20 protein-coding genes are annotated in these 21559 nt (G+C 44.7%); 19 read left to right on the plus strand and 1 reads right to left on the minus strand.

The window, feature by feature from the left end:
• Positions 1–7: 7 nt before the first annotated feature.
• The 12 genes from KI743_RS13800 (at position 8) to KI743_RS13855 (ending at position 12482) form a co-directional block, all read left to right on the plus strand.
• Positions 8–1942, plus strand: coding sequence for a heme lyase CcmF/NrfE family subunit (locus KI743_RS13800; RefSeq protein ID WP_285466852.1), 1935 nt, complete (start codon positions 8–10; stop codon positions 1940–1942).
• Complete coding sequence (locus KI743_RS13805) at positions 1920–2489, plus strand: DsbE family thiol:disulfide interchange protein (protein ID WP_285466853.1); 570 nt, start codon at positions 1920–1922, stop codon at positions 2487–2489. The genes KI743_RS13800 and KI743_RS13805 overlap by 23 nt, the downstream gene beginning before the upstream one ends.
• Positions 2486–2920 carry a heme lyase NrfEFG subunit NrfF gene (gene nrfF, locus KI743_RS13810; RefSeq protein WP_032549273.1) on the plus strand — a complete coding sequence of 145 codons (435 nt, stop codon included), beginning with the start codon at positions 2486–2488 and terminating at the stop codon, positions 2918–2920. The genes KI743_RS13805 and nrfF overlap by 4 nt, the downstream gene beginning before the upstream one ends.
• A 90-nt stretch (positions 2921–3010) precedes the next feature.
• Positions 3011–3187: a hypothetical protein gene (locus KI743_RS13815; protein WP_032549272.1), complete on the plus strand. Its 177-nt coding sequence runs from the start codon at positions 3011–3013 to the stop codon at positions 3185–3187.
• Positions 3188–3414: 227 nt separating this feature from the next.
• A complete protein-coding gene (gene ribA, locus KI743_RS13820) occupies positions 3415–4014 on the plus strand; it encodes a GTP cyclohydrolase II (protein WP_032549271.1) in 600 nt (199 codons plus the stop codon).
• Between the two features lie 170 nt (positions 4015–4184).
• Positions 4185–5444, plus strand: a complete 1260-nt coding sequence (locus KI743_RS13825) for an imelysin family protein (protein ID WP_032549270.1) — start codon at positions 4185–4187, stop codon at positions 5442–5444.
• A gap of 226 nt (positions 5445–5670) precedes the next feature.
• Positions 5671–7059, plus strand: coding sequence for a di-heme oxidoredictase family protein (locus KI743_RS13830; RefSeq protein WP_285466854.1), 1389 nt, complete (start codon positions 5671–5673; stop codon positions 7057–7059).
• A 145-nt stretch (positions 7060–7204) separates the two neighbouring features.
• Positions 7205–8263, plus strand: coding sequence for an imelysin family protein (locus KI743_RS13835; protein WP_285466900.1), 1059 nt, complete (start codon positions 7205–7207; stop codon positions 8261–8263).
• Positions 8253–9341 (plus strand): DUF1513 domain-containing protein, encoded by a 1089-nt coding sequence (locus KI743_RS13840; protein WP_285466901.1) that lies wholly within the window; start codon positions 8253–8255, stop codon positions 9339–9341. Before KI743_RS13835 ends, KI743_RS13840 begins: the two co-directional genes overlap by 11 nt.
• 82 nt (positions 9342–9423) lie before the next feature.
• Positions 9424–10968 carry a murein L,D-transpeptidase gene (locus KI743_RS13845; protein ID WP_285466855.1) on the plus strand — a complete coding sequence of 515 codons (1545 nt, stop codon included), beginning with the start codon at positions 9424–9426 and terminating at the stop codon, positions 10966–10968.
• A 173-nt stretch (positions 10969–11141) separates the two neighbouring features.
• Positions 11142–11690, plus strand: coding sequence for a YcbK family protein (locus tag KI743_RS13850; protein ID WP_150872082.1), 549 nt, complete (start codon positions 11142–11144; stop codon positions 11688–11690).
• 138 nt (positions 11691–11828) lie between these two features.
• Positions 11829–12482: an MBL fold metallo-hydrolase gene (locus KI743_RS13855; RefSeq protein ID WP_032549265.1), complete on the plus strand. Its 654-nt coding sequence runs from the start codon at positions 11829–11831 to the stop codon at positions 12480–12482.
• A 53-nt stretch (positions 12483–12535) separates the two neighbouring features.
• On the opposite strand, the gene KI743_RS13860 is transcribed toward KI743_RS13855, so the two are convergent.
• Positions 12536–13294 carry a DUF2982 domain-containing protein gene (locus KI743_RS13860; protein ID WP_285466856.1) on the minus strand — a complete coding sequence of 253 codons (759 nt, stop codon included), beginning with the start codon at positions 13292–13294 and terminating at the stop codon, positions 12536–12538.
• A gap of 221 nt (positions 13295–13515) precedes the next feature.
• Between KI743_RS13860 and KI743_RS13865 the strand changes: the two genes are divergently transcribed.
• The 7 genes from KI743_RS13865 (at position 13516) to KI743_RS13895 (ending at position 21503) form a co-directional block, all read left to right on the plus strand.
• Positions 13516–13908 carry a hypothetical protein gene (locus tag KI743_RS13865; protein ID WP_032549263.1) on the plus strand — a complete coding sequence of 131 codons (393 nt, stop codon included), beginning with the start codon at positions 13516–13518 and terminating at the stop codon, positions 13906–13908.
• 454 nt (positions 13909–14362) lie between these two features.
• A complete protein-coding gene (locus tag KI743_RS13870) occupies positions 14363–15457 on the plus strand; it encodes a TRAP transporter substrate-binding protein (protein ID WP_032549262.1) in 1095 nt (364 codons plus the stop codon).
• Positions 15458–15638: 181 nt separating this feature from the next.
• Positions 15639–16172 (plus strand): TRAP transporter small permease subunit, encoded by a 534-nt coding sequence (locus tag KI743_RS13875; protein ID WP_032549261.1) that lies wholly within the window; start codon positions 15639–15641, stop codon positions 16170–16172.
• A 10-nt stretch (positions 16173–16182) separates the two neighbouring features.
• Positions 16183–17466 (plus strand): TRAP transporter large permease subunit, encoded by a 1284-nt coding sequence (locus KI743_RS13880; protein WP_032549260.1) that lies wholly within the window; start codon positions 16183–16185, stop codon positions 17464–17466.
• A gap of 151 nt (positions 17467–17617) precedes the next feature.
• The gene (locus tag KI743_RS13885; RefSeq protein WP_150872097.1) at positions 17618–18973 is read left to right on the plus strand and encodes a cache domain-containing protein; all 1356 of its coding nucleotides are present in this window, start codon (positions 17618–17620) and stop codon (positions 18971–18973) included.
• Positions 18966–19604, plus strand: coding sequence for a response regulator transcription factor (locus KI743_RS13890; RefSeq protein WP_032549257.1), 639 nt, complete (start codon positions 18966–18968; stop codon positions 19602–19604). The genes KI743_RS13885 and KI743_RS13890 overlap by 8 nt, the downstream gene beginning before the upstream one ends.
• 327 nt (positions 19605–19931) lie before the next feature.
• Positions 19932–21503: a BCCT family transporter gene (locus tag KI743_RS13895; RefSeq protein ID WP_285466857.1), complete on the plus strand. Its 1572-nt coding sequence runs from the start codon at positions 19932–19934 to the stop codon at positions 21501–21503.
• Positions 21504–21559 lie beyond the last annotated feature (56 nt).

Consider the following 21559-nt stretch of genomic DNA (forward strand, 5'->3'; position numbering starts at 1 on the left):
AGGTGATATGCTAGGTTCTTTAGGGCTATTCAATCTCATTGGCGTCGCAATCCTCAGCAGTTTGGTGAGTATTGTTTATTTGGCTGGTAAGTATACTCAGTCAAAGTGCTACTCAGCCTTCATTGGCAGTGCGACTCAAGCGGCTTCTCTTCTATCGATTGCTGCTGTGAGTATCCTCGCTTTGGCTTTCTATCAAGACGACTTTTCGATTCTCTACGTCGCTGAGCATTCAAATACCCAACTACCGAGCGCCTTTAAAATAGCAGCCGTATGGGCCGGGCATGAAGGGTCGTTGCTGTTCTGGGTGCTTACCTTAAGCTGTTGGGCAGGGCTTATTGCAAGACAAAGCCACTACCGAGCGGACTATCGCGATGCGGTGCTTTGGGTAATGAATCTACTTCTCACGGTGTTCGCCTGGTTTACCTTATTTGCATCCAATCCATTTGAACTCAACTCAACTTTTGTCTCTGAAGGGCGCGATCTCAACCCTATGTTGCAGGATGTTGGGCTGATTTTTCATCCGCCATTACTCTACCTTGGCTATGTCGGTTTTTCTGTTGTTTTGGCGTTTTCAGTTGCGGCTTTGATGGTCAAACCTATTGAATTTGATTGGGTAAGACATTGCCGAACATGGTGCTTAGTGGCTTGGTGCTTCTTAACCGCAGGTATTGCGCTTGGCTCTTGGTGGGCTTATTACGAGCTTGGTTGGGGCGGCTGGTGGTTCTGGGACCCGGTTGAAAATGCGAGCTTGTTGCCTTGGCTAACTGCAACGGCGCTACTGCATATTTTGGGCGTTGCCAATGGGAAGAAACAGTTATTGAAGTGGTCTTTCAGTTTAGCTTTTATCACGTTTAGTCTAAGTATCTTAGGCACTTTCATTGTTCGCTCTGGAGTACTTACTTCAGTACATGCATTTGCGGTTGATCCGACCAAAGGGATGTCATTACTTTTGATCCTAGTTTTGGTATTACTGAGTTCTTTCTCCCTGTTAATCATCAAAGGGGAGCAATTCGAATCGCAAGCGATTGTTAGTTTTAAAAGCAAAGGCTTTATGGTGTTGATCGCCGCATTGATGTTGATACTGGCGATGTCGATCGTTTTGTTTGGTACTTTCTACCCGATGGTTTTCGAATTGTTAGGCCTCGGGACTATTTCTGTTGGCGCGCCGTATTTCAATCTGTTGATTGCACCATTGTGGCTATTGGCTCTTGTGATGATGGGTATCGCACCGTTAATGGTGTGTAAGCCACAATGTTCATTCAAGTTGGCGATGCTGTTGGCAGTGGTTTCCATGGTAAGTGGCGCGCTTCTATACGTACCACAAGTGTTAGTCAGTGACTTGTACTCAATCTCATGGATGGTATTGGTTACTTGGTGCTTAGCGTGTTGGGTCGTTTTTACCCATGGCTATGGTCTGTGGCGTGCCCGAAACACACGTTATCAGCGTAAGTTGTTTGGGATGTCGATAGCACATCTTGGTGTGGCTGCTCTCGCGGTAGGGGCTGGGATGAACAGCTTTCACTCTTTCGAAGCCAGCTACCGTTTGGCACCGCAGAGCCAAGTTGAATTTATCGACTGGACGTTGACCTATCAAGAGACAGAGCTTTATGTAGGAAATAACTACACAGCAGAGAGAGGCGTTATTGAGGTCTCAAACGAAGCGCATCGTTTCGTTATCGCACCCGAACGTCGCCATTATCCTGTACGGGTGATGAATATGAGTGAACCTGCGATGAAGTGGTTCTGGCATGGCGACATTTACATCACAATGGGAGAGAAGGTCGATCGTCAAGGTTATGCATTTAGAGTGCAGTACAAAGCGTATGTGCGCTGGATTTGGTTGGGGGCATTACTCATGATGTTAGGAGGTTTAGTGTTAGTCTTGCAAAGGTATCAGCGACCAATCAAGGAGACGGGTTATGAAATCCAATGTTCGCAATAAAATGGTGATGCTGTTTGCCATTGCTATTGTAGTGATGGTCGTCTTTGGTTTGGCTTTAGGTAAAAAACAACAAGTCAGTGTCACCGATCAACATACAAGAGACTTCCCTGAGTTTTCGCTTGCGAGTCTACCCATGCCCGTAGGAAGTACAGTAGGTGGAAATGCTCCTGTTACTTTGACGAGAGAAGATGTGACCGCACACCCTTACCAATTGGTGAATGTGTGGGCTTCGTGGTGCGGAATATGTAAGCAAGAGCACCCAGTTTTATTAAAGCTTGCGGATAGTGATGTACCTATCATTGGTTTGAACTACCGTGACACGGCCGCAGCGGCGATTAAGGAGCTTCAAACTTCCGGTAATCCGTACCATCAAGTGATAAGCGACCCGAATGGTCAATTGGCGTTGGATCTGGGTGTTATTGGTACGCCTGAGACATACTTAGTTGACCAGCAAGGGAGAGTGGTTAAAAAGCTAGTGGGTGCAATGACACAAGAAGTGTGGCAAGAGGAGTTTGCTGACTATTTTAAGAATAGGGTAACACTATGAATCACTTAGTCTTGGTATTGTGTTTTTTAAGTGTACTAGTTATAAGCCCATCATTAAAAGCTGATGAAGTGTTTGTCTCTAACAACAAACAGGTAGCGGTAGAAGTTGAACTATTTGAGTTTGATAATTTAGCGCAACAACAACAGGCAATATCATTAGCGAAAACATTACGTTGCCCCCAGTGTCAAAACCAAAATTTAATTGAGTCGAATTCACCAATAGCAAAAGATTTACGACTTCATGTATTTAAAATGGTTAAGTCTGGAAAAACCGATACACAAATCATTGAATATATGACTGAGCGTTACGGGGAATTTGTTCTATATAAACCCGCGTTCAAAATGACAAATGGATTACTTTGGCTATTTCCAATTCTCTTATTAGTGCTATTTATATATTTACTAATTAAAAGTGTTAAGGGGAGTCCATAAAAAATTAAATTAATTGTTTACCTCAAGATCGGTATTTTGTAACATATCCCACTCGTATATGACTTAGCACTCTAATATAAGGACGTATTGGTGGAAAACAGAATCTCAAATCTAAAAAAAGAGTTTTATAGCCATGTCCAATCTGAGCAGTGGGCAGACAAGTACAGTGCTAAGTCAACAGTCTCTCTTCTGACGCAAGAAGAGCTGGCAGAGTTGGAAAATGCTTGGATTCAACTCGTGATCTGGAAGCAGAAGCAGGTTGGTTAATCTGAGCTAACTGTCTAATTTTTAACCCCATGTCAACCTGGTTGATGTGGGGTTTTTTAATGTCATTAACAAAAAATGTTATATTATAACATTTTGTTGGTTCAGAGCCTTGAAAAAAGTGATCAACAGCGCCATAGTGTCTATCATTAGATTGTTCGCTACAAAATTATTACTTAAATGAATAACGTAGCGCTGTTAAATACAACGAATAGCAAGTGAGTGTAGATATGGCGGAAGTTCGTGCCAGAGTAGATTTTAAAGTAGGGGCCAGCAGCAACATTGATGCGGAGCTTCTTTCATTCCACGGCTTAAAAACAGATAAAGAACACGTTGCTGTCATTTTCAAAACGGCAGACAAAACGCAGGATGTCCCTCTAGTTCGTATGCACTCAGAGTGTTTGACTGGGGATGTGTTCCATTCGTCACGTTGTGATTGTGGCGAACAATTAGATGAGACGATTCGTCGTATGGGTGAGTCGGGCGGTATCATTCTTTACCTTCGTCAAGAGGGCCGAGGTATCGGTCTTTACAACAAGATTGATGCATACCGTTTGCAAAGCGAAGGCATGAACACCTATGAAGCCAATAACCACCTTGGTTTTGGTGATGACTTACGTGATTTCACGGAGGCCGCAGAGATGTTACGCGCGCTAGACGTGACTAAAATTCGTCTAGTTACTAACAACCCTAAGAAAATCAAAGAGCTGAAGTCTTACGGTATCGAGATTGAAGAAGTTGTAAACACCGCTGCCCATATCAAGTCGGGTAATGAGAGCTACCTAAAAGCAAAAGTGTCTCACGGTAAGCACAACTTAACTATCGAGTAACTTAGCGTGCTGCAACTAGCACAAAATGAAGCAAAAACCTCACAAATGTGAGGTTTTTTTGTATTTGCCTTGCAAATAAATTGTAACTTTGTATTATCGCAACACGTAGTGCAAATGATAATGGTTTGTACTACCAATATATAATAATTCAAGCTCAACAAGGATGCTTCATGACCATTAAATCTTTAGTGACTAAAGCGGTTACTTCGTCACTCATTTTTGCTTCTGCTTCATCTTTTGCGGCAGTGACTCAAGATCAAGTTGTCGAGCACTACGCTGACATCGCTCACGCGGTATTTGCTGACTCAGTGATCACAGCGAAAGCTCTTAACTCTTCTATCGACACATTTTTAGCTTCGCCGTCAGCGAGCAACTTTGAACAAGTAAAACAAGCTTGGTTAGAGTCTCGTGTTCCTTACCAACAGTCTGAAGTGTTCCGTTTCGGTAACGCAGTGGTTGATGATTGGGAAGGTCAACTAAACGCATGGCCACTAGATGAAGGTCTAATCGACTACGTTTCAACTAACTACCAATACGAGCTAGGTAACGAAGGCGCGAGTGCAAATATCGTTGCAAACGAAACCTTCCAAATTGGTCAAACTAAAGTTGATGCATCAAACATCACACCAGAGCTAATCGCTGACCTAAATGAGATCGGTGGTTCTGAAGCGAACGTTGCGTCAGGTTACCACGCAATTGAATTCCTACTTTGGGGTCAAGACCTAAACGGTACAAGTGCTGGTGCTGGTGCTCGTGCATACACAGATTTTGTTGTTGGTGCTGAGTGTACAAATGGTAACTGTGAGCGTCGTGGTGCTTACCTTAAAGCGGCTGCTGAACTTCTAGTTCAAGATCTAGAGTGGATGGAAAAGCAGTGGTCTGCGGATGAGAAGGGTAACTACCGTCAAGAGTTACTAGCTGAATCTAGTGACAATGGTCTTCGTAAGATGCTATTCGGCATGGGTTCACTATCTCTAGGTGAGCTTGCTGGTGAGCGTATGAAGGTAGCACTAGAAGCTAACTCTACTGAAGATGAGCACGATTGTTTCTCAGACAACACGCACAACTCTCATTACTACAATGAGCAAGGTATCTACAACGTTTACACTGGTCTGTACAAGCGTGAAAACGGCACATTGCTTTCTGGTCCAAGCATCTACGACCTTGTTGAGCAGAAAGACAAGCAAGCTGCAAAAGAGATCCAGAAGCAGTTTGACCTAGCACGTGCGCAAGTTGGTCAACTTGTATCTTCAGCAGAGAAGAACAACGAGTACTTCGATCAGCTAATCGCAGCAGACAACGCAGCGGGTAACGCACTAGTGAACAAAACTATCGTTGCACTAGTCTCTCAAACTGCAGCAATCGAGCGTGCGGCGGGCATCATCGGCATTGATAGCCTAAACCCAGACACAGCTGATCACGAGTTTTAATTTCTTGTGATATCTCGATATTTATAAGGGCTCGTTTGAGCCCTTATTTGTTGAGTCCATATCTGTTGAGAGCATATAGGTTGTGGCTCGAAGAGAAACTCTCGCGTCCAACCGAAGATGATTGTTCACCTTAGTCATCAAAGCTAACCCAATCTAATGAACCTAAGTATTAGCCAATAAAAAGTACAACGAAGCTAAATACTCACTAACTTAGCAAAGGCAATGTATGAAGTCGTATCTTTCCGCCTCGATTTTAACCGCTCTGTTTTTCGTTTCTCCATTACACGCCCATGATGTTTACTCAGGCGGTAAGACTACTGTCAAAAAAGAGGGAGCGAATGCATTCTCTCTTCCTGCAGCAAACCTGCCTATGACCAAACGCCTAGATTTCAGCGTAGGTAACAGCTTCTTTAGAAATCCTTGGGTGCCTGCGCCTGCATCGACAGATGCTCGTGATGGCTTAGGTCCACTATTTAATACTAACGGTTGTCAAAACTGTCACATCAAAGATGGACGTGGACACGCGCCTGAAAAAGGCGATGAGAATGCCGTTTCGATGCTGGTTCGCCTCAGCATCCCTGCAGAAACACCAGAGCAGAAAACCGCTTTTATTCGTGATGGCGTGATTCCAGAGCCAACGTATGGTGGTCAACTTCAAGATTTTGCGATTCAAGGTGTTCAGCCTGAAGGCAAGGTCAATATCTCTTACACTGATGTGCCTGTGACCTTTGCAGATGGCAGCGTTGTAACACTTCGCAAGCCAACACTGACAATCACTGACCTAGCGTTTGGTGAGATGCATCCTAAAACACAGTTCTCTGCACGTGTCGCACCACCGATGATTGGTCTTGGTCTGTTAGAAAGCATCCCTGAAGAGACCATTCTAGGCTTTGCTAAGCAGCAACAGCAAGAGAACAGGGGAGTGTCAGGTAAAGCGAACCAAGTGCTTGATGTACGCACCAACGATATGACTCTCGGTCGCTTCGGTTGGAAAGCAGGACAGCCCAATCTCATGCAGCAAAATGCCGCGGCGTTTAATGGTGACTTAGGTCTAACAAGTAACCTGTTCCCAAATGAAAACTGCACCTCGGCGCAATCAACGTGCACTGATTTCCCTGATGGCGGTAAGCCGGAAGTGAGTGACAACATTCTCGACTTTGTAGAGTTCTATTCTCAACACTTAGCGGTACCAATTCGCCGAAATGTAGAAGATCCACAAGTGGTTAAGGGGCAGGCACTGTTTGCGCAATCGGGTTGTCAAAGCTGTCACCAAACAAATATCCGTACTATGGAGCGAGAAGATCTGCCTGCACTGTCTAAGCAACTTATTAGCCCGTATACCGATATGCTTTTACATGATATGGGTGAAGGTCTGGCAGATAACCGACCAGAATACTTGGCGAATGGTCGTGAGTGGAGAACGACACCACTTTGGGGTTTGGGCTACACGCAAGAAGTTAACGGCCATACGTTCCTATTGCACGATGGTCGAGCTCGTAACGTGATGGAAGCGGTACTGTGGCACGGTGGCGAAGCCGAGCAAGCTAAACAGAACGTGCTCAAATTTAATAAGTCTGAACGTGACGCGCTTATTGCGTTCCTAAACTCGTTATAATCGACGTTCAGGCTCTATATCTTTATCGGAAATTCACAATGCTCAATATGTCTTGTGAATTTTCTTTGCTATGCGCTAAGTAAATCTATAATCAAATGCGCAACAATGCTCAACACTAGGTAACAACATGAAAAATCAGCAATTCATGAAAAATAAATTGTGGGCTCTTCCGCTTTCAGCTCTGGTTGTCGCGGGGTGTCAATCTTCAGGTGAATCTAACGTTTCGCAAGAGACAAACCTTGGTTACTCTGCCGATACAACTCAACACCTGAGCACAAATGTTTATCTGACTGAATTCAATTCAGCGGTAAATTTCGCGAAGCAAGCGTCTGAGCTAGAAGCGGCGGTTGAATCTTATTGCCAAAGCGATGCAGTGACATTAGATCAGCTAAAGTCGGAATGGCAACAAACTATGACGGCTTGGATGGCGTTGCAAGGGCAGGAGCGTGGCCCTGCAAAAGCGCTTGAAGAGAGCTGGAATGTACAGTTCTGGCCAGATAAAAAGAACACCACTGGGCTGAAAATGAGTCAGCTTAACCAGAAGAACAAGCGTTGGACGCAGCAAGATATCGCTATGCAGAGTGTGACAGTCCAAGGCCTTGGTGCACTTGAGTGGTCTTTCTACGATAATGCTTCTCCGCTATTAGCTGACAAGGTGTCTGGCTGTCAGAGCGTGACAGCGATTGCGCAGAACCTAGCTGTGAAATCTTCGACGATTGCTTCGGCTTGGCAGGTTAACCCTTGGACGTCTCTTGATGAGAAGCAATGGGAATCAGAATACATTGCACTTATGACGAATCAACTCGACTACAGCATGAAGAAGTTGAGCCGTCCATTGGCTAAAATCGGTAAGCCACGACCATACTTTTCTGAATCATGGCGTGCGCAAACCTCATTGGCTCAACTAAAAGCGAATGTTGTTGCACTAGAGGCGCTGTATTTGGCAGATGGTAAAGGTTTAGATGCAATTCTACGAGAGCAGGGACATCAAGACCTTGCTGATCGTGTTTTCGCTCAGTTTGAACAGACCATTGAAACTTGGCCAGAGCAAGAGAGCTTGTTTGAGTTGTTGCAAAGCAAAGAAGGCTATCGCCTTGTTTTGTCTCAATATAACAAACTAGAACAACTGAAATATCTGATTCACGAAGAAGTGGCAATCGAGCTTGGTGTGGTAATAGGGTTTAATGCAACTGATGGTGACTGATTCTACACGTAGAAACCTGTTGAAGGCGGCACTAGGTTGTGCTGCTGTTCCAGTATTGCCATTTGGTTGTGCTTCCAATCAATCGAATCAAGTAACAGATGGTTCGCCTAAACTGATTGGCTGTGCACTGAATGGCAGAGATCGCTTCTCAGCAGTGGTTGCCAATCAATTCGGAAAGCCTATTACTCAGTTGCCGATCCCAGAGCGCGGGCACGGCGTTGCAATAAGTCCAAAGCAAAATCACGCTGTCGTATTTGCGCGTCGTCCGGGTAACTTCTTTATCGTGTTTGATTACATGACTGGGCAACAGCTCAAAATGATGGTCAAAGGCAACAATCGCCATTTCTATGGGCATGGAGTTTACTCACTGGATGGTCGTTACCTATATGCGACCGAAGGTAAGAGTGACACCAGTGAAGGGGTGATTGGCGTTTATGATGTAGAGCAGAACTACGCCAAAGTTAAAGAGTTTAGTGGTTTTGGTATTGGCCCTCATGAAGTGATTATCATGCCGAGTGGTGATCTGGCGATTGGTGTTGGTGGTGTACACACAGATGGGCGAACACCGAAAAACCTCGATACCATGAAACCAAGCCTCACTTACCTTTCTGCTACGGGGCAGGTTATCGACCAAGTTGGATTGCCTGATAAGAAGTTAAGTATTCGACATCTTGCGCATGATGGTGCAGAGACGGTTCTATGCGGACAGCAATACCGTGGTGAACCGGACGAGTACCCATCTCTGCTGGCGATGCACACCAAAGGCGGTGAGTTTATTAGCTTGAATGCTGAGCCTGAGCAGTGGGCGAGGTTTAACCACTATATTGCGAGTATTGCGGCATCTGATGAATGGATACTAGCGACGTCTCCGCGAGGTAATTGCTACGGAATTTGGTCGAAAGAGACACGCGAACTTGTCGAGCTCTCGTATCTTGCTGATGCTTCTGGTGTGGTACTACTTGCAGATGAATTTCGACTAAGTTCAGGTGCTGGTGGTGTGATCAGTCAGTCTCGACCACACGATAAATCGACACTTCAATCGGGTATTCAATGGGATAACCACTGGAGTGCAACTTGATGCGTAAAAATCTTTAAAAAATAACATGCTTGCTCCATTTCTTTGCCATACTTAAAAGATGATTTGGCATCAGGAGCATCGCATGTTAGTGAAGTATATTTTCGCCATATTACTGGTGGTCTCCTCGCATTCGTGGGGCTCCGCCAGTCATCAGATCAGACAGGATACTAAGCCTGGATCTGACCTGTCATTTTCGCTCCTGTATCCAGAGTTAACCCAACGTGTCTATCAAGAGACCTCTTACCCTGTTGTTTGGGCCTCACCAGCAGCATCTAGCGCTTTTGAATTCCAATTATCGATCATTGATAAGGCTCAGTTTGCGCCTCTTTTCAGTGAGCAATTAAAGCAAATCGCAGAGCATAAAGCGTCAGGTGAATGGGACAAAGTGGATATCCTCACCACAGATGCACTTCTTCACTATTTGAGCTATGTCGAGAATGCGCCGCTGATTGGTAAAGAGTGGTATTTCTCAGAGAAATTGCAAGATAGGTTACCTGAACCCGCCCCAGAGACCATAGAACGCCTACGGGACAGCATTGATAACGGCTATCTGTTGGAATTGGTGCTTTCCTATGCGCCACCTGTGGGCAATTTCGATCAGTTTAAAGAGTCTTATGCAGTATTGTCTCAAGCGATGGATGAGACAGTCCCTCTGTACGATCAAATCGGCCTTAAACGGTTTGAAGATGAGATCACACAAAAGCCAATCTTATTAGAGAGAATGGCTTTGGTGGGTGTCGATATCTCTCACGTAGACCCAAATATTCCGATTTTCGATCTTGAGCTAGAGATCGCTGTTAAATCCTTCCAGAAGATCCATGGAATAAAATCGGATGGGATCATAGGCCCCGATACGATGAAGTGGATCAACATGCCATTTGACGATCGCTTGCGAGCGATTGCATTGAATGCGGAGCGTGCGCGCCTGTGGCCGAAAGACAAAGATTCTCTGATTGTGGTTAATGTGCCTAGCTTTGAAATGAAGTATTGGGAGGGCGGCAAAGAGGTCTTTGAATCTAAGGTTGTTGTGGGTAGGAAGTCACGTAAGACTCCATTATTAGAGATCAATCTCGACTCTGTGATTCTCAATCCAACTTGGAATGTACCGTGGAAGATCATGGTTAAAGATATTTTGCCTAAGGTACGAGAAGATGAGAGTTACTTAACGAGTAACAATTTCCTAGTGATTGACGGCTGGAGAACGATGGAGACCATAGATCCTGAGCTCATCGATTGGCAGAGCATTAATTTTAACTCCTTCCCTTATCGCATGAGACAAGAAGCGGGCTCACGTAACGCATTAGGCTTGTATAAGTTCAATACGCCAAATAACCGCGCCATCTATTTGCATGACACACCGAGTAAAGGTTTATTCAATGACGACTTCCGTGCCTACAGCTCTGGGTGTATTCGCGTAGAGCATGCTGAAGAGCTGGCAGAGTTGTTGTTTGCAACTAAAGTTAGAAAGGCACCACAACAAGATGGTTCGCTAGGCCCAAACACCAAAGTTAGGCTCAAAAAGCGAATCCCGGTGCATATTATTTATCAAACCGTTCTGTTTGAAGAGGAAGGGATCCAATATCGCGGTGATGTCTACCAGTACGATAAGGAAGGCGGAGAAGGGTGATCTTGACCAAAATTTACAAACAAAACTTTATTGATGAAATTATAATGCCTATCAATAACTAAGAGTTTTAAGGCATCAGAAATAACGTCTTTGAGCAAATTTTGCTCATTGACGTCGCTATACCCATTATGTATCGTGCGTTTTTTGTTCGATTTAATGGGATTTTTTGCTGTATGTCTCAAAATGTATTCTCTCGCCGTCAGTTTCTCACTCTTGCTGGTGGCTCTGTGGTCGCGGCTTCTCTCACACCTTCAATCGCGTTTGCTTCGTACCCAGACCAGCCTAGAGTCATTAGCATGAATAATCTTCATACCGGTGAACGATTGGAAAGCTGCTACTTCGATGGTAAGAATTACGTGGGTGATGAAATGGCGCGTTTGAGCAAGTTGTGTCGCGATTTCCGTCGTAATGAAATTCACCCAATGGACAAGAATCTGTTTGACCAAATCACTCAGATCCAAAATATCCTTGGTATTCAAAAAGAAGTACAGATCATCTCTGGTTACCGCTCTCCAGCGACTAACGAAGCGCTTCGATCAAACTCAAGCGGTGTGGCGAAAAAGAGCTATCACATGTTGGGTAAAGCGATCGATTTCCGTATCGATGGCGTAGACCTAAAAGAGTTGCGTGACGTTGCGAAAAGTTTGAAAGCGGGTGGTGTAGGTTATTACGCTCGTAGTAATTTCATTCACATTGATACTGGTCCTGTGCGCAGCTGGTAAGTAAGCCTCGGCTTAATGCGTTCTGTTGTACCAAGTTCAAAACTTGTCAAAATAGACATCCAATGTCATAGTTTGCGCCAGATTATGTAATGGAACGCTAAATTAGCCATTATTAAGTTTGCTTTCTAAGGTTTGTATATGTCTCTTAAGTATCAAGTTGTACCGGTTACCTCTTTCTCTCAAAACTGTTCGATTGTGTGGTGTGATGAAACCATGGAAGGCATTGTTGTCGATCCTGGCGGTGACGTTGCACAGCTAGCAGCAATCATTGAAGAGTTGGGCGTAAAAGTGGTGAATTTGGTGCTTACTCACGGTCACTTGGATCACGTAGGTGGCACAGTTCCACTGGCAGAAATCTTAAATGTTGAGATTGTCGGTCCACACAAAGCGGATAACTTTTGGCTTCAAGGTCTAGAGAACCAAAGCCAAATGTTTGGTTTCCCTTTGTGTAAAGCATTTGAACCTAATGCATGGCTAGATGAAGGGGATAAGGTGACATTTGGTAATCAAGTGATCGACGTAATCCACACGCCAGGCCACACCCCAGGTCACGTTGTGCTATTTAGCGAAGAAGCGCGTATGGCGTTTGTGGGTGATGTGCTGTTCAACGGTGCGATTGGTCGTACAGACTTCCCTCAAGGTGACTTCAACACGCTAATCTCGTCTATCAAGACTAAGCTTTGGCCCCTAGGTCGCGATGTGACGTTTGTGCCGGGTCATGGTCCTGAATCGACTTTTGGTCGTGAGCGCGCATCTAACCCGTTCGTTGCTGATGAAATGCCACTTTACTAAACGAGCGATATAGCTTACTTCCTATCTAAATAAACAGCTCGCTCAAGAGCTGTTTATTGTTCACGTTCCGCCGCTGCAAGGTAACGTCGAGCAAGTCCCACAAATTCTTCCCCAGTCATTTTTAAGTCATTGGTTGATATAAAGATATCGTAGCCATGATAGCCACGCTGATAACGCATCCGGTTTGCCAGCATCGCTTGTAAACCTGAATATTGCCAACGCTTGTCTTTCCCTTTTGTTAGGGCTTGTGCCTTTGAGGCATTAAGCGCGTCTTGGTCGATAAAAATATCGCTGTTATCGTCGCTAAAACGCATCTTGCCGTTGAATTGTGATGAGTCCAAAACGATGTCTTCAAACTTAGATTCATGCCCCGCCTGCTTAGCCCCAAGGTAGAGTAGTGCGCGTTGGTTTAGTAGCAGTTCAGTTGTGATCTTAGGACAGATGGAGTCAAGGTAAGGGGCGTAGTCTCGAATTTTGATACCAATCCAAGGAAGAGGTTGATGCCATCCATCTTGTTGATAAGTACATAAGCCAATCTTTTCTATGTTTGACCATTTCAGTACCCAGCCACCTTTATAGAAGTGTTGCTGAAAATGAGTTGGCGTTAGCGTAAACAGGACTCTGCTACGCAGCATCAAGTAGTAGCCAGCGACAAGTAAAACAATAACCAAAAAAGAGCCAACAAAAAGTAGGCGAGGGGCGTCATAATAGAGGGCAACCAATAAGCAAACGAAGCCCAAGATCACAGCGACATAACGATATGCACTTTTGAATTTAGGTAGTGAAAAGTTTGCAATATGACGTGTTTCCATAGGGTTCACCAAGTTTCATATTTTGGGTCTGGATGGATAACCAGTAGATATGACCTCAAATTAATAATGCCCTGTCTAAATAATAGACGTTGATAGACAATATCGTTATTTTTCGTCGACTTTCGACGCTCCACTCTACAAATAGCTCCCGTTTTTTGGTATAAATCGCGCTTCAAATTTTCACCACTGCGAGTTAGAGCAGTGAACTGGAGAAATATTCAATGAGACTTGCTCATAAGCGTAAGGTGCAGGCGAAGCTGCAAAAGCGCATTAAAGCGGCTGTAGCAAAAGTAGAAGCAACGCCAAAAACAGCAAAGCCTGTCGCAGAGAAAGTTGTAGCAGAAAAAACTGTAGCAGCAAAACCAGCGGTAGAGAAAACAGTAGCAGCACCAAAAGCGGCGTCTGTATCACTGACTCCTAAACAGCAACAAGTTCTAGACATCGTTGCTAGCAATGCCGACGGCATCAACCCTAAAGGTATCGGCCTAGCGGCTGGTCAAGAAGATGCGAAAGCTGGTTCATGGGCAACGGGCGCATTGAAAAAACTTCTTGAAGAAAACCTAGTAGCGAAAGAACAGCTTGCAGGTAACAAGGTTGTCTACAAAGCTATCTAATTCCTTTGGAGTTAATTCGCTTTCTAAGTTTTAAGCCTCGATCTTATCGAGGCTTTTTTACATCTAGCGCCTGCCAAACTCTCTACTGCTCCTGAACACATCCAACTTACAAAGACTTTTTCAATATTTTATAAGTGCTTATGTTCATAATAACTTGGCACTCTACACGACGTCTGTCACGTTCTCGTAAAATGTTGTTAACTTTAGCCATAGATTACTACGTACGAACTTTTCTTTACGATCTCCCGTTTATCGCTTCTCTATCTCTTTAATTTTCGTTGTTTGGGTAAAAGTCCTACGTATTACTACTTAGTTCTTTGGTCTAATACTGAATTTATTGGCTGCGTAGCCTGCGTGCTCATTCCCATTTCTTATTAACAGACGTCGATGCATTCTTTGTTTGAATCATAAAGTACTCATAGAAAGAGTATTGAACCCAACAAAGGACGTGAACATGAGTCTTATTTCTAACTCCCTCACTCGAGTGTTTAAAAACGTAGCGGTTACCGCGACAGCTTGTTTAGCAATGGTTGCTACAGGCGCGACAGCTGCTGACAAAGTCTATCGTTTGAAACTGGCAGAAACTTGGGGACCAAACTTCCCAATTTTCGGTGACACCACTAAGAACATGGCCAAGATGGCTGAAGAGATGTCGAACGGTCGTCTACAAATTCGTATCGACTCTGCGAATAAACACAAAGCACCACTAGGTGTATTCGATATGGTGAAATCTGGTCAGTACGATATGGGTCACTCTGCATCGTATTACTGGAAGGGTAAGGTGCCAAACACGCTTTACTTCACTTCGATGCCTTTCGGTATGCTACCAACAGAGCAGTACGCTTGGTTCTACTACGGTGGCGGTATGGAACTGATGGAGAAGGTTTACTCTCCACATAACCTACTTTCGTTCCCAGGTGGTAACACAGATACTCAGATGGGTGGTTGGTTCCAGAAAGAGATCAACTCAGTAGAAGATCTACAAGGTCTTAAAATGCGTATCCCAGGCTTCGCTGGTGAAATCTTAGCAGAGCTAGGTGCTAAGCCTACAAACATCGCACCGGGCGAGCTATACACGTCTCTAGAGCGTCGTACGATTGATGCATTGGAGTGGGTAGGTCCATCTCTAGACTTACGTATGGGCTTCCACAAAATCGCACCTTACTACTACACAGGTTGGCATGAGCCAGGTACAGAGCTTCAGTTCCTAATCAACAAGCGTACTTGGAACAAGCTACCAGATGACCTGAAAGCGATCCTACAAGTAGCGATGAAGACTGCTGCTTACGACATGTACACGCAATCTAAGCACGAAAGTGGTAAGAACTGGGCTTCAATCCAGTCTGAGTACCCAAATGTTCAGGTAAAAGACTTCCCAGTTGAAGTAATGACTGCACTTCGTGAAGCGAATGACCGCCTATTGAAAGAGCATGCTGACAAAGACGCAACAGCGAAAGAGATTCAAGCTTCGCAAGCGGCTTACATCGAGCAAGTTCGTCCATGGTCAAACATCTCACACCGTGCTTACCTAAACAGCCAAGCACAATAATAGGTTTGCGTATTAAAGCGTAATCCAAAAAATCGGTAGCTTGGGCAAGTCTTAAGCTACCGAGAAGCCCAAGAAAACCTCTTTGCAGTTTCACCTTAAATAATAACGAAACGCTAAGAGCCCCTAATACAGCTCCGCTGTTGCATTGAGCGGAGCCATTTCAAATTCCATGGAGTAGGGAATGAGAAGTCTAATTTATATCGAACGAGCCTTTAATCGTTTTGGTGATTTCCTTGGCTGGTTATCCAGCATCCTGTTCATCTTGTTGCTTGCCAACGTGGTGTATGACGTTGTGATGCGTTATGTATTTAACGACGTGTCGATTGCGTTTCAGGAGATGGAATGGCACCTATTCTCGGCCGTATTCCTACTTGGCGTTCCTTATGCTATCAAAGCGGGTGGCCACGTACGTGTTGACCTGTTCTACGAGCGCCTTTCCAATCGTGCTCAAGCCATTATCGATTTACTAGGGACAATATTCTTCCTGTTCCCGTTCTGTTTGTTGGTAGCTTGGTACGGTATCGATTTTGCCAAAGAGAGTTACTCACTAGGTGAAACATCGGGAGACCCGGGCGGCTTGCCGTATCGCTGGATTATTAAAGCGATGATCCCATTGTCATTCCTATTTATGGCAATCAGTGGTGTTGGCCTGATGCTTCACTCACTGAACAAGATATTTAACCCACACCTGATTCAGTCACACGAGCAAAAGTAAGGAGACAAAAATGATCGGTATTGTAATGTTTTTTGTAGCCTTGTTTGCGTTGCTACTTGGCTTCCCGGTTGCGTTTACCTTTGGTGGTATCGCGTTGATTTTTGGTGTGTGGGCCGAAGGTATGGATATGTTTGCCTTCATGCCTTATCGAATCCAATCCATCATGGAAAACACGGTGTTGATGGCGGTGCCACTGTTCGTGTTCATGGGCTTGGTTCTACAGAAGACTCGTCTTGCTGAGCAGTTGCTTGAATCCATGGGTAAGCTGTTTGGTGGTGTACGAGGCGGTATCGCTATCTCGACAGTTTTGGTAGGCGCACTACTTGCTGCCTCGACAGGTGTAGTAGGGGCTTCAGTGGTAGCAATGGGTCTTATTTCACTCCCTGTTATGCTTAAGTACAACTACGACAAAGGGTTAGCGTGTGGCACCATCTGTGCTTCCGGTACTCTAGGGCAGATCATCCCACCTTCTATCGTACTTATTCTGCTAGGTGATGTGCTTGGTGTACCTGTTGGTGACCTTTTCCAAGCGGCAGTATGGCCGGGTTTGGTGTTGGTTGGTGCTTATGTGTTGTACATCCTTATCTACGCAAAAATGAACCCTGAAGCAGCGCAAGCGATCCCAAGTGACGATAACATCAGCCGTAAGCAAGAAGTTATTACCGCTCTGAAAGCTGTGATTCCGCCTCTAGCTCTGATTGTTGTGGTACTAGGTTCAATCTTTGCGGGTGTTGCGACGCCAACGGAATCAGCCGCTCTTGGTGGTGCTGGTGCTATCGTATTAGCGCTACTTTACCGTCAGTTTAGCTGGACAATGGTATACGAAGCGTCAAAAGAGACAGTGAAAGTGACAGCAATGGTATTTGCTATCCTGTTGGGTGCAACGGCCTTCTCTATGGCGTTTACTTACACTGGTGGTGACTACCTAGTTGAAGAGTGGATGCTACAAATTCCGGGTGAGAAGTGGGGCTTCCTGATTATCACGATGTTGGTTATTTTGATTCTTGGTTTCTTCATCGACTTTGTTGAGATCTGTTTCATCATCGTACCAATCATTGCACCCGTTGCTGAGATCATGGGCATCAACATGACATGGTTTGCAATCTTGATCGCAATGAACCTACAAACCTCTTTCTTAACACCACCATTCGGATTTAGCCTGTTCTACCTGAAAGGTGTAGCGCCTAAAGGTGTGACGACTCGTGATATTTACCGTGGTGTAATGCCGTTTATCGGGATTCAGATACTGGTGCTCGCATCGCTATTGGTATTCCCTGAATTCTACGGAATGTGATCGCCTGATTACATAAAATTAACAAGTCTTGATAAAGTAAAGCTGCTCTTAGGGGCGGCTTTGTTTTTACTAAGCTGCAAGGAAACTGGCTGTTTCGGCCAAAGAGCGAAATAATGAAAGCATATAGAGCTGACGTATCCAAGGAGTGGAAATGCCTCTAAAAGCGAAACTGATTCTATTAAGCCTATTACCCTTGTTGTTGGTGATGGCTCTTACCAGCTGGATCTCTGTTTTCCAAGCCAAGACCTTGGGTGAAAAAGAGGTGGAGCTGTTCCATTCAAGTTTGATTAAGTCTAAAGAGTCTGCATTAAAGGACCTGGTCGATCTGGCGTTTGATGCTATCTCTCACATCTACAACGATCCCGATATGGACGAAGCCGAAGCTCAGCACGCCGTCAAAGCGATCATCAGCAAACTGCGCTACGGCACAGATGGTTATTTCTTTGTTTATGATGAGTTTGGCACCAATCTTGTTCACCCTGTTATGCCTGAACTGCAGGGAGAGAACCTTCTTCATATCCAAGACGAAAACGGCAACTATTTGATTGAGTCTTTGTTAGCTCAAGCAAGAAGTGGTGGTGGATTTCACCATTACCTGTGGCAGAAACCGTCGACCGATGAGATTGTCCCTAAACTGAGTTATGCATCGTGGCTAAGTAAATGGAATTGGATGATAGGAACCGGGCTCTATATTGAAGATGTCTCTCAGGAGGTCACCAATATGCAGTCTGCGGTTAATAACAATATCGAAACCACTTTCTTCACTATGGTGGTTATTGTAACGGTCACCGTGGCCGTGATTGTGGTGCTGACACTCGCGGTTAACCTGCATGAACATCGCATTGCAGATAAGAGCCTTAAAGAACTTGCCCATAAGACGGTGATGTTCCAAGAAGACGAGAAAAAGCATCTAGCTCGCGAACTTCATGATGGGATAAATCAATTACTTGTGTCGAGTAAATGTCACCTAGAGCTGTTAGGGACTAAACTGGATGATGACACCCAAAAAAGACATTTGGAGAAATGCCAGAACTCGTTAATGACAGCAATTAACGAAGTTAGGCATATTTCTCACAATCTTCGCCCAAGTGCTTTGGATGATTTAGGGCTTGAAGCGGCACTGAATTCGCTGTTGATTGATTTCAAATCACATTCTCAGATAGAGACAGAAGCGGCAATCAGTTTAAATGGTTTAAAGTTGAAATCAGAAGTGACAACAACACTTTATCGTGTTGCTCAGGAGTCATTGACCAATATTGAGAAGCATGCGAGTGCCAATAGTGTGAGAGTGGCACTTCAGCCTTTGGGTAGTATGTTGCAGCTGATTATACGCGATGACGGCGTTGGTTTTGATGTCAGCACAACACTGCGCAAGTCGGGTATTGGACTGCGCAATATGCGCGAACGCGTCGAGTTTATTGGCGGTGAATTTGAATTGGAAAGTGAGCCGGGCTTCGGCACAGAGATCACCGTATTATTGAAATTAGATGGATTAGTTTATGGATAAACCAATTAAAGTGGTGATCGTCGATGATCATCAAGTGGTATTAGATGGATTTATCGCACGTTTGCACTTAGAGCCTAAGATCGAAGTGATTGGGTCTGCAAGCAATGGTTTAGAAGCGGTTGAAGTGGTGAAAGACCTACAACCCGATGTGGTGCTGATGGACGTCAGCATGCCGATTATGAATGGCATCGACGCCACTCGATTGATTAAAGAAGAGACGCCGGATATCAAAGTGCTGATGTTAACCATGCACGACAACCGCGAATACATCATGAAAGTGATGCAGTCGGGTGCTGTGGGTTACATGCTTAAAGAGATATCTGCTGAGAAAATGGTGCAAGCGATTAAGACCGTTAATCAAGGCTCCACCTATTTCTGTGAGAAGGTGACTCAGACTCTGTTCACTCAGCCTATCACTCCAACTCAAACAGCAAAGAATCCGTTGAGTAGACGAGAAGAGGCGGTATTGAAGCTGGTGGCGAAAGGGGAGAGCAGTAAAGCCATCGCTAAGACGTTGGATATTAGCTATCGAACGGTCGAAACGCACAGGCAAAACATAAAGCACAAATTGGACATTCATTCGACCGCTGAGCTGGCGAAATTCGCGGTTAACTCCGGTCTTGTTGAATGATCGCTCCCTAATTATTGCGCTTATAAAGTGCTTTTTAAGCATAAAAATACTTTGACCTGAAAGTAATTTAAATCAATAGACCGACGTGTTCGGTCTTTTTTTGGTCATAAACTCGAGTAAATTGGTTACATTTGAGTGAAAACTCAGCGAACTGCCTATGGTTTACTGAAAACAACAGCTTAACCTGCTAAACTTCAGTCATCCAAGTATTTGAATTGCTGTGACAACGAACTTGTTCTGCTTGGATTGAGTGTTCTGGTTTGTTTTATTTAGTCACAATATGATTAGGGATATTACTAAATTAGTAGTACCCCGTAGAGAGGGATAATGACTAAAGGTATAGATAAATACAGTATTGACAGTACCGATTACACGGTAGGTCAAGATAACGTACAAAAATGGGGTTTTGATGTTCACAACCCTGTTTTTGGTATTAGCGCAGGTCTTATTGCGCTGTTTTTAATTGGGATATTGGTTACGGATACCGCGTCGGCTAAGGCGGCACTAGACGGTGTTAAATGGCAAATCATCAACTCGTTCGATTGGCTATTCATCTGGTCTGGCAACATTTTCGTTATTTTCTGCCTAGGCTTGATCGTTTCTCCGTTTGGTAAGATTCGTTTAGGTGGTAACGACGCAACGGCTGATTACTCATTCATGTCTTGGCTGGCAATGTTGTTCGCCGCAGGTATGGGTATTGGTCTAATGTTCTGGAGTGTGGCAGAGCCAGCAGCATACTTCACTGGCTGGTATGAGACGCCGCTTGGCGTTGAGCCTAATACACCAGAAGCAGCACGCTTGGCGATGGGTGCAACTATGTACCACTGGGGGCTTCACCCATGGGCTATTTACGGTGTGGTTGCTCTGTCTTTAGCATTCTTTACCTACAACAAAGGTCTTCCGCTTTCGATTCGTTCTATCTTCTATCCGATTTTAGGCGACCGCGCATGGGGTTGGGCTGGTCACATCGTTGATATCTTAGCGGTACTGGCAACGCTGTTTGGTTTAGCTACATCTCTTGGCTTAGGCGCGCAGCAAGCTGCATCAGGTATCCAACATGTATTTGGTATTGAAGCTGGACTATCACTGCAAGTGATCGTTATCAGCGTCGTGACTCTGCTTGCCGTTGTTTCGGTACTGCGTGGTATCGACGGTGGTGTAAAAGTCATCAGTAACGTCAACATGCTAGTGGCGTTCTTACTATTGATTTTGGTTGGTCTGATTGGCTATGCAGTAACGCTCGGCTCTATTCCAACTACATTGATGGCGTACATTGAGAACATCATTCCACTGAGTAACCCACACGGTCGTGAAGATGAAGCTTGGCTACATGGCTGGACGGTATTCTATTGGGCTTGGTGGATCTCTTGGTCACCATTTGTAGGTATGTTCATCGCACGTGTTTCTAAAGGTCGTACCGTTCGTGAATTTATCACAGCAGTACTGATTGTTCCGACGACAGTAACTATCATCTGGATGTCAGTATTTGGTGGCTTAGCGATTGATCAAATTGTGAACGGTATTGGTCAACTAGGTACAGAAGGTCTAACTGATATTTCACTAGCGATGTTCCAGATGTTTGATGTGCTGCCGTTTGGTACGCTGCTTTCAATTATTGCCGTGATTCTAGTACTTGTGTTCTTCATCACGTCGTCGGATTCAGGTTCGTTAGTAATCGATAGCATCACTGCAGGTGGTAAAGTTGATACTCCGGTACCGCAGCGTGTGTTCTGGGCGTTCCTAGAGGGTGCAATTGCGGTGGCGCTACTTTGGGTTGGTGGCACAGAAGCGGTACAAGCACTGCAAGCGGGTGCGATTTCAACGGCTCTTCCGTTTACGCTTATTCTACTGCTGATGTGTTTAAGCCTACTGATGGGTATGCGTACGGAGAAACGTTAATTGATCTGGTAAATCTGTAACGAAATATAGATTTTTGATCTAAATATGAGGCGAAA

Origin of the sequence: Vibrio sp. D420a (genome assembly GCF_030248625.1) — a bacterium.
GTDB lineage: Bacteria > Pseudomonadota > Gammaproteobacteria > Enterobacterales > Vibrionaceae > Vibrio > Vibrio fortis_A.